Here is a 7,890-nt window from a genome sequence, read left to right as displayed (position 1 = left end):
GGGTGGGCGCTCGGGCAGTTTGAGTTCTGCATAAAAACTCACGGCGTCCTGATACAGGCGCTTTCTGATGACCTTGAAATCCCTGTGGGCGTCGACCTCGTTCATGTTGTCGTAAAAATCCCGCAGCGAGTCATCGTCCAAACCCACCGCGCTTCTTTCAAGTTCCGGTTTCAATGGCTCGGGGACGTCATATTCCGAGGCCGGCAGTGGCCGCCTCGTGGGGCGCTCCGGCCAGCGTGGTGCGCTCGTGCCCGCCGTCGCGGTTGACTTGCCACCACCCTGGAGACCATTGCGCGGCAGGGTTTCCCATTCACCCTTGGCGTTCAGGCGTACCGGAATCGAGTTGGTGAAGCTGTTCGGGTTTTCGGGGTCGATGATGGCCCAATGTCCTGCGCCATTGAGATCGCTCTCAAAGCGAACGTAGTACGCAAGATCGTTCATCAAAATAGCGGATGATGGGTTCGAATCGAGTTGATAAATGCCCTGGAATTTTCCGGCGTCACTGATTGGCGTTCGACCCTCCAGCACTTCATTAGCTTGCCAGTGGCTCGGTACTTCGATGCGTGGTGAGGTTTCTGACACGGCTGAATCGAGTTCACCCGCCAGTTCGCTGGGCCAGCCCATGGGCTTCATGCCCTTTGCGATCAATGCCTCTTTCAATTCGTCGAGGCTATTCACCGTCATGGACTCGTAGGCGGGCCGAAGCGGGGTATCCAGGTTGAGTCTTCCGCCGGGCGTCATCCTGATGACGCTGTCCGCCATTCGACCTTCGGCGTTGCGATAAACCACCAGAATGCTGCTTCTGTAGCGCTGGAAGGTGAACATCCCGGGTTCGGGCAACAGTTGCTTCAGGTCTCGTGGGGTTCGGTACGCCCACGGGGTTTCCATCTGAACGCGCCAGTCACCTTTGATCAGATCATGAATGCTGTCGAAGTCGGTCCCGTCCGACACGTCATAAACGGGGGAGTCCGGGTAGTCTGCGTATTCCACCGCTAACCCCGGGTCGGTGCCAATGGATCGCGCCTGTCCTGGTGCCACGTCGTCAATGCGGATGCTCAAGGCGTCGGTCTGTTCGCTGATGCCTTGATAGCCTCTGAACGTCGCCATGTTCTCTTGATTGACCAGGCCCACCCATTTAGCCGGCGCTTTTAACGCCTCATTGAATTGAACGACCTCGCGCGCAAAAAAGCTCCGCGACGACTGATAATCCGACTCCCAGGCGAATGCGTCTTTATTAATGTTATAGGTCGTCGACGTATCGATGGCTTGAACCCGGATGCGCTGGGCATTGGCGGCTTTCACCAAAGCCATCAGGTTGAATTTGCCAGTTGGATCGTTGCCGGCCTTGATATCGAGTCGCTGCAGGTAGTTCTTCAACTCGGCGGGCATTTCACCGGTTCGCGCGAAGGCGTCCAGTTCGGGTTGATTGACGTTCACCAGCAGTTCCTGCAAGTAAAGCGTCTTGACGCCACGTTGAGCGAGCGCGGGCATGTTCTCGATCAGAAACTGTTTGCTACCGATACTGCCTTGGCTTTCGCCGATGACCAGCCCCGGCTTTTGCGCAAACACCGTTTCAAGCAATTCGCTGGGCGACGCAATCGACTGCGCAGACGAAACCGGCAGGCGGGGTATCGGCGGGTGAGCGTCGTACCATGCCTTTGCATCACTGACGAGGTTTCGGCGAGGTTCTTCCTGAGCCATCTCGAACTCGCTGAAGCTGGTTTCCTCTTCCACGACTGGAAGCCTGAGCAAACTCTGGATGTTTGCCCTGACTTCAGGCCCCACGATGCTCTCGACGTCGATTCCGCCAACCGACCATACTCGTCTGAATGGGCTGCGTACGTCGGCTCCCCCGAGTGCCCATTCCCTCATCGCCGGGTCTTCAAGGCCCGGCAGATGAATGCCAGGCAATTGTGCCCATTCTTCAACAGCAGGCCCACCGCTTGCACCTTCGGCAATCTCGATGGGGGCCTCCATGCCTCCTTTCAGACCCAACTTGGGAACGACCTCCCATTCCTCAGTGGCAGTCAAAAATCGCACTGGAATCGAACCTGAGAAGGAGTCCGGGTTGGCCGGGTCGATGATTGCCCAGTGACCACGGCCACTGAGGTTGTTTTCGTAGCGCACGTAATAGCCATTGCCCTTGAGTTTGATCGCACTTGAAGGGTTGGACGCGAGGCGATGGATACCCTGGAATTTGCCCGGTTCACGGACCATTGTTGCATCGTCTACAGCCACATCGACCTTGTAGGCTTCGGGTATCGATGACGGTGAAGGGCTTGGTCCGGTGTTGTCGGGCGTGCCCGTTGCAGGCTCAGATGGTTCCGGCGACTGCGCCGGTTCGCTGTCTGACTCGCTGCTCTCGTCCGGCGTTAATGCTTCACGATACTCGGCCATCTCACTCGCTTCGGCAGCATCGATCTCGGGACCGACTTCTTCCATCGAGCCAGGTCCCGCGAGAACGAGCAAGTTGAACAGCAAATCAATGCTGGCGAACACCGCGCCAAGGACACCGGCCTTGCGCTCTTCGGCGGTCTTGGCGTTTTGCGCCTGATCGATATTCAAGCCGAGGTTGGCGATACTCGCCCCGACCACGGGCAGCGCAATCGGCCAGCCGACGACCGCCATCGGCCCGAACACTTTGACCCCGGCGCTGAGGTAGCCGATCCAGAGTTTTTTGCGCAGGTCGCCATTGGACGTCAGCGAGAGATCGGCCTCGGCGAACATCACGTCTTTGGTGGAATCGCGCATCCAACTGAAGGCGTCGCCGCTGATGATCCGGTTTGTCTTGTTGATCAGGTGATGGTCGTACTTGCCCCAAGTGCTGACCAAGCGGTTCATCAGGTCGGTAATGTTCTCGGCGATGGTCTGGCGATCGACCATGGAAAAGTGCGTCATGAACGCCTGGCGTGCAGCGTCCTTGTTCAACTGCAGCAGTATCCAGTAGTGCATGTCCGTCTCGGTTTCCAGCACCTTGAAGGCAACCGGTTCACCGGGCAGGTAAACAATCTGCCGGCCTTTGGGCGCCGCAAAACGAAGGATGTTGGTGGCGACGTAGCCGTCGACATCCAGCGCCCGAACGATATCGACGCAAGGGTGCTGCGCTTGCAGCAACTGCAGGTTGACGGGCCAGGTGATCGGGCCAATGACGGCGTTGGTGATGAGCTGGAAATCGTCGTCGCTCAATTGGCGCTTGTCTCGGGCCTTCACAGCCGCAATGAGGAAATTGCACTTGGCCAACGTACGGAAGTCGTCGGCGGATGTTTCCCAGTAGCTGGTCAGGCGCTCGCGGTACATCGAGCTGAAATCGATGCTCCAGAACTCCTTTAGCACTTCGTTGCCATGCAGGCGTACTTCGTTGGTTTCGTTGAAGGTCCCGGCGTTCGGGCCGGCGGTATAGAAGCCGGCATAGACGTCCAGCAGGTCAGCGTTGTCCTGATCGCTGGCGCGAAAACGGTGGATGACCAACTGGGTCAGGGTCATGGAGGACGTCGGCGTGGCGTTGACATGCTCCCAGCCGGTAAAGGTTTTCGAGCTGCTTTGCGAGGTGTCGAAACGATGGAAGTACACCTTGTCCGGATCGAGGCCGGTAATGCCGGTTTTTTTCAGCAGGTCACTGGCTACCTCGTGCGCAGTACCTTGCAGGCTGGGGCAGGTCTGGATGACGCTTTTGGCGATGTCCTTGAGCGCGGCTTTGTCGGCGGCGTTGGGCAGTGGACGTGTTTCGTGCGGGTTCATGCACTCTCTCTCCTTGAGAAGAACGGGATGTCGAGCATGGCCCGTTCGTGCAAGGCCTGTGCACTACATAGTTATACCTGGGCTGATGTGCGGCCACAGGTCGCCCTTACCGTTTCGCAGTTGCAGGTGTATCGTATTCGCCTTTTGCAGGCTCCAGGCCTGACGCTGATTCGTGAGGTAGTTGAGTTCATGTCCTTTTCCCGTCGACAAATACTCGGTGGTCTGGCCGGTCTTGTGGTGGTTGGCGTGGGGGCGGGCGGCGCGTCGCGGTACTGGCTGGGCAAGATGGCCGACGCGGATGCCGGTCACGACTATGAACTGATTGCCGCACCGCTGGACGTCGAATTGGTGCCAGGACACAAGACCGAAGCCTGGGCATTCGGCCCTTCGGCGCCGGGCACCGAGCTGCGCGTGCGCCAGGGCGAATGGCTGCGGGTGCGCTTCATCAATCACCTGCCGGTCGCCACCACCATTCACTGGCACGGCATCCGCCTGCCGCTGGAAATGGACGGCGTGCCGTACGTCTCGCAGCTGCCGGTGCTGCCGGGTGAATACTTCGAATACAAATTCCGCGTGCCTGATGCTGGCAGCTACTGGTATCACCCGCACGTGAGCAGCAGCGAAGAACTCGGTCGCGGACTGGTCGGCCCGCTGATCGTCGAAGAGCGCGAACCCACCGGTTTCAAATACGAAAAAACCTTGAGCCTGAAGAACTGGCACATCGATGAGCAGGGCGCTTTCGTCGACTTCAGTATTCCTCGGGAGGCGGCCCGTGGCGGCACGGCGGGGCGTCTGTCGACCATCAACGGCGTCCCGCAAGCGGTGATTGAATTGCCTGCCGGGCAGATCACTCGCGTGCGTTTGCTTAACCTCGACAACACCCTGACTTATCGCCTGAACATTCCCGGCGTTGAAGCGCAAATCTATGCGCTGGACGGCAACCCTATCGAGCCGCGTCCGCTCGGCAAGGAATACTGGCTCGGCCCCGGCATGCGCATTTGCCTGGCGATCAAGGCGCCGCCGGCCGGTGAAGAATTGTCCCTGCGCAACGGCCCGGTGCGTTTGGGTACATTGCGCTCGGTGGCCAATAGCGACGCCCCGACCGAATGGCCACCCGCGCTGCCCGCCAACCCGGTGGCCGAGCCGGACCTGGCCAATGCCGAGAAACTCAACTTCAATTTCGAATGGGTCGGTTCGGTGTCGGTGAACGTCGACAACGGCAAACCGCCGAGTCTGTGGCAGATCAACGGCCAGGCCTGGGACATTACCGACAAGACCTGCGCCGACCGCCCGATCGCCAAGCTGGAAAAGGGCAAGAGCTACATTTTCGAGTTGAAAAACATGACTCAGTATCAACACCCGATTCACCTGCATGGCATGAGCTTCAAGGTGATTGCCTCGAACCGGCACAAGGTGATTCCGTACTTCACCGACACTTACCTGTTGGGCAAGAACGAGCGCGCGCAAGTGGCGCTGGTGGCGGATAACCCGGGTGTGTGGATGTTCCATTGCCATGTGATCGACCACATGGAAACCGGCCTGATGGCCGCAATCGAGGTGGCGTGATGCGTCAGATTCGTCCCGCTGCCATCATCGATCGCAGCCGTGATCGCGACTTCATGCACGAAGCGCTGGCGCTGGCCGCCCAAGGTGCACGACTCGGCGAAGTGCCGGTGGGCGCGGTGCTGGTGCAGGACGGTGAAATCATCGGCCGCGGCTTCAATTGCCCGATCAGCGGCAACGACCCCAGCGCCCATGCCGAGATGGTCGCGATTCGCGCGGCGGCCCAGGCTGTCAGCAACTACCGGCTACCCGGCAGCACGCTCTACGTCACGCTGGAGCCGTGCAGCATGTGCGCCGGGCTGATCGTGCATTCACGAATTGCCCGGGTGGTGTATGGCGCGCTGGAGCCGAAGGCGGGGATTGTGCAAAGTCAGGGGCAGTTTTTTACCCAGGGTTTTTTGAATCACCGGGTGTTGTATGAAGGGGGGGTGTTGGCGGAGGAGTGTGGGGCGGTGTTGAGCGAGTTCTTCAAGGCCCGGCGCGCAAAACCAACAATCTAAACAACTACATCAATCCCTGTGGGAGCTGGCTTGCCAGCGATAGCGGCGGTTCAGTCGACATAAATGTTTGATGTGCCGCCGCCTTCGCTGGCAAGCCAGCTCCCACAGGTTTTTGCAGTGTCTTGAAGTGATCGATTACTTCTTCGCCACAATCACCGCCCGCATCGGCGCCGGCAGCCCTTCAATCGTCTTGCTGTGATCTTCCGGATCGAGGAAGTCACTGAGCGACTGATACTTCATCCACTCCGTCCCACGCTGTTCCTCGACCGTGGTCACGCTGACATCCACGCACTTCACATCGGTGAACCCGGCCCGCCGCAACCACAACTCCAGCGCTGGCACCGACGGCAGGAACCACACGTTGCGCATCTGCGCGTAACGGTCTTCCGGCACCAGCACCTGATGTTTGTCGCCTTCGACCACCAGGGTCTCCAACACCAGTTCACCGCCCTTGACCAGGCAATCCTTCAGTGCCAGCAAATGCTCGATGGGCGAGCGACGGTGGTAGAACACGCCCATGGAAAACACCGTGTCGAACCCTTCGAGATTCGGCGGCAGGTCTTCGAAAGGGAAGGGCAAGTGCCAGGCGTTGGGCTCTGACAAGTAACGTTGCACAGCCTGGAACTGGCAAAAGAACAGCCAGTTCGGATCGACACCGATGACACTGTTGGCACCGGCGCCAAGCATGCGCCACATGTAGTAGCCATTGCCGCAGCCGACATCGAGGATGCGTTTGCCCTTGAGGTCCAAGTGCGGTGACACCCGCGACCATTTCCAGTCCGAGCGCCATTCGGTGTCGACGTGCACGCCGAACAGGTCGAACGGGCCTTTGCGCCACGGCGACAAGCCCATTAGTGCAGTACGCATTTGCGCGCGGGTTGCGTCGTCGCAATCGGTATCGAGCTTTAGGCCGTTGAGCAAATCGACTTCGCTCGGCTGAATCTTCGGCAGAGCATCCAGCGCACTCTGCCAACGCTCCAGGTCGCCGTGACCCTTTTCCATTTTCTTGTCGAGTTGCGCTTGCAGGGTGTTGGCCCATTCGGCCAGTGGAGTACCGGCCAGACGGCGGGCGAGGGGGGACAGATCAATCATGGCAAGGCAATCAACGAGGCAAAGTTAAGACACTGGAACCACGGCACGACTTTCGAGAACCCGGCGGCCAGCAGGCGTTCGCGGTGTTCTTCGAGACTGTCGGGCTTCATGACGTTTTCGATGGCGCTGCGCTTCTGGGCGATTTCCAGTTCGCTGTAGCCGTTGGCGCGTTTGAAGGCGATGTGCAGGTCGGTGAGCAGCGCGTGTTCCTGCTCGTCTTCGAAGCGTAGTTTTTCCGAGAGAATCAGCGCACCACCCGGCAACAGCGACTGACGGATGCGCGACAGCAATGCCGTGCGTTGCTCCGGGGCGATGAATTGCAGGGTGAAGTTCAGCGCCACCACCGAGGCTGGCTGGAAGTCGAGGGCGAGGATGTCGCCTTCGATCACTTCCACCGGCAGCAACTCCTGGAACATCGAATCCTGACCGTTGAGGTACTCGCGGCAGCGCTCGACCATGGCCGCTGAGTTATCCACAGCGATCACCCGGCAACCGTCGGTGCGTACGTGACGGCGCAGGGCCTGGGTCACGGCGCCCAGCGACGAGCCCAGGTCGTAAAGCACGCTGCCAGGCTGGGCGAACTGTGCGGCGAGCACGCCGAGGTTCTCGACGATGGTCGGATAACCCGGCACCGAACGCTTGATCATGTCCGGGAACACCCGCACCACGTCCTCGTTGAAGGCGAAGTCAGGCACCTGGGCCAAAGGCTGGGCGAAAAGGCGATCGGGTTCTTTGCTCACGGCGGTTCCAGCGGTGTAGGTGGAAAAGGCCGGCATTTTAGCCAAGTTGACGCGGGGATGCGCGGGTTGTCTGATAAAGAGGCAGGTCAGGAAACTTCGCCGTCAGTGATAGTGCTATCACGAACAGGCTCGCTTGTATGTTTAGACTTGAAGGGGTGGGCGGGACTAAAAGCTCGATTCCGACTCTAGCCAGTACGGACCGTGGGAGACTTCTCGTCCCGCCCTTTCTACCCGAAGCGCCGATAAGGAATTCATCG

Annotated in this window: 5 protein-coding genes; 2 read left to right on the top strand and 3 right to left on the bottom strand. The window is 59.4% G+C overall.

All coding sequences use genetic code 11. The features are described 5' to 3' along the window. Nucleotides 1-3,738 (bottom strand): membrane-targeted effector domain-containing toxin (locus tag KGB21_RS29485; RefSeq protein WP_317846760.1); only part of this gene is annotated, 3,738 nt, incomplete at its 3' end. 189 nt (nt 3,739-3,927) lie between these two features. On the opposite strand from KGB21_RS29485, the gene KGB21_RS29105 reads away from it, so the two are divergent. Together KGB21_RS29105 and tadA are read left to right on the top strand one after the other, a co-directional pair. Continuing rightward, nucleotides 3,928-5,304, top strand: coding sequence for a multicopper oxidase family protein (locus KGB21_RS29105; RefSeq protein ID WP_223507516.1), 1,377 nt, complete (start codon nt 3,928-3,930; stop codon nt 5,302-5,304). After that, complete coding sequence (gene tadA, locus KGB21_RS29100) at nt 5,304-5,801, top strand: tRNA adenosine(34) deaminase TadA (RefSeq protein ID WP_034150802.1); 498 nt, start codon at nt 5,304-5,306, stop codon at nt 5,799-5,801. Before KGB21_RS29105 ends, tadA begins: the two co-directional genes overlap by 1 nt. Before the next feature lie 135 nt (nt 5,802-5,936). On the opposite strand, the gene cmoB is transcribed toward tadA, so the two are convergent. After that, nucleotides 5,937-6,893 (bottom strand): tRNA 5-methoxyuridine(34)/uridine 5-oxyacetic acid(34) synthase CmoB, encoded by a 957-nt coding sequence (cmoB, locus tag KGB21_RS29095; protein WP_223507515.1) that lies wholly within the window; start codon nt 6,891-6,893, stop codon nt 5,937-5,939. After that, a complete protein-coding gene (cmoA, locus tag KGB21_RS29090) occupies nt 6,890-7,669 on the bottom strand; it encodes a carboxy-S-adenosyl-L-methionine synthase CmoA (RefSeq protein ID WP_172668706.1) in 780 nt (259 codons plus the stop codon). The genes cmoB and cmoA overlap by 4 nt, the downstream gene beginning before the upstream one ends. Nucleotides 7,670-7,890: the final 221 nt, after the last annotated feature.

This window comes from Pseudomonas sp. GL-RE-29, assembly GCF_019947275.1.
Classification (GTDB): domain Bacteria; phylum Pseudomonadota; class Gammaproteobacteria; order Pseudomonadales; family Pseudomonadaceae; genus Aquipseudomonas; species Aquipseudomonas fluorescens_A.
The sequence above is the reverse complement of the archived record's forward strand: the minus strand, read 5'-3'. Positions and strand labels throughout refer to the sequence as shown.